We start from the raw sequence: 1,681 nt of genomic DNA, 5'->3' as shown, positions 1-1,681 counted from the left end.
CTGTGTAAGACAGTACATGGTTTTTTAACTGTGGTATGCGACGGTGGTGGAAGCAGAAACTTAAATCGTGAGGTTTAGGAATCGCCGCACTTTTAGGGCGGCGAGGATGTCAATCACGTTCACAGCTGACCAAGGAGATTCCGCTAAAAAGTGGTGTAATCGGTTATTCTATAACCCCACCGACAAACTTTTTCAGCCAACCCTAATTACTATTGATGCGACTTAAAAAGGCTTGTAAGCGCTCGCTGTGGGGATTATTAAAGAAAGTGTCGGGATCACCTGCTTCTTCGATGACACCTTGATTAAAGAACAAAACCTTGTTAGAGACTTCCTTGGCGAACTGCATTTCGTGAGTGACGACTACCATAGTCATACCGTCATTGGCCAATTGACGCATAACGTTTAACACTTCCCCGACTAATTCCGGATCCAGGGCCGAAGTGGGTTCATCAAATAAAATCACCTCTGGTTTCATGCAGAGACTGCGAGCGATCGCCACCCGTTGTTTTTGTCCTCCCGATAATTGGTCGGGATAAACATCGGCTTTTGGGGCCAATCCCACCTTTTCCAGATAATGAATTGCCGTATCTTTAGCCTCATTTTCCGGGTGGTGTAACACTTGCTTGGGGGCCAACATCAAGTTTTGTAAAACGGTGAGATGGGGAAAAAGATTAAAGTGTTGAAACACCATACTTACCCGGCTGCGTAAGTTACGCAGGACCGATTGATTTAACTTCGGGGAAGAGATGTCAATTCCCATCACCTCCAAGCGGCCGCCGTTAATTGTTTCCAAACGATTGAGACAGCGTAAAAAGGTACTTTTGCCGCAGCCAGAGGGACCGATTACCGATACCACATCCCCTTGATAAAGAGTGCCTGTAACTCCTTTGAGTACCTCTAAAGAGCCGTAACTTTTGCGTAAACCTTCACTAACAATCACAGGGGTGGTAGTGGTCATGATGTCCTCTCGTAAAAAATTTTACATTCTGTATAAAAGTATCCAGATTAGTTTCTGCTAGATTGTATCCTTGACGACATTTTATCAAGAGGAATAATCATAATACTCAAATAGTCTCTCTACATCTGTCTTGGGTGGGAAGTAGGACGAAATTACTAACTTAATTGAGCAAAAAAATCAAGGAGAAACAATTAAAAAATGATTAAATTTTGGCGAGGGCGGGCGGTACAGAGAGTTATCTTTGCCTTGTTAGGATTAGTCTTGGCGCTAGGATTAAGTGTTATTCCCGCTTTTTCCCAGACTCCTCCTAATCCTTTTCGAGTCGCCACAGAAGCGACTTTTCCGCCCTTTGAATTTCAACAAGGGGGACAATTAACCGGGTTTGATATCGATTTAATGCGAGCGATTGGAGAGGAAGCTGATCTCAACATTGACTTTAGAAATTTACCCTTTGATGGCATTATTCCGGCTCTACAAGCGAGAACAGTGGAAGCCGCTATTAGTGGCATGACCATCACCGCCGAACGCGCTCAAGCGATTTCTTTTTCTCGACCTTATTTTAGGGCTGGTTTAGCGATCGCTGTTCGGGAAGATAATAAGACGATTAAAAATTTTGGTTCTTCCGAACTTACCATGTAAAATCAACTAGCAAAATGCCAATTTAATAAACATCTAAGACTAAAGTTTTTAAAGTTTCTAAATCCATAGCCTCTCCTTTTAATC

Annotated in this window: 1 protein-coding gene and 1 pseudogene; one reads left to right on the top strand and one right to left on the bottom strand. The window is 43.0% G+C overall.

Annotated elements, in window-relative coordinates; all coding sequences use genetic code 11:
- Positions 1 to 202: 202 nt before the first annotated feature.
- The gene (locus LW728_RS22815; protein WP_159296177.1) at positions 203 to 958 is read right to left on the bottom strand and encodes an amino acid ABC transporter ATP-binding protein; all 756 of its coding nucleotides are present in this window, start codon (positions 956 to 958) and stop codon (positions 203 to 205) included.
- 198 nt (positions 959 to 1,156) lie between these two features.
- Between LW728_RS22815 and LW728_RS22810 the strand changes: the two are divergent.
- Positions 1,157 to 1,573, top strand: a pseudogene (locus LW728_RS22810) (transporter substrate-binding domain-containing protein); the annotation flags it as partial.
- Between the last annotated feature and the right edge of the window lie 108 nt (positions 1,574 to 1,681).

Origin of the sequence: Microcystis sp. 49638_E5, from assembly GCF_021300285.1 — a bacterium.
Classification (GTDB): Bacteria; Cyanobacteriota; Cyanobacteriia; order Cyanobacteriales; family Microcystaceae; genus Microcystis; species Microcystis aeruginosa_C.
This window is presented reverse-complemented; position numbering and strand designations above follow the sequence as displayed.

What these genes read in the sequence shown, in the direction of transcription:
- LW728_RS22815 (WP_159296177.1), bottom strand. Translation starts at nt 958, where the DNA reads ATGACCACTACCACCCCTGTGATTGTTAGTGAAGGTTTACGCAAAAGT.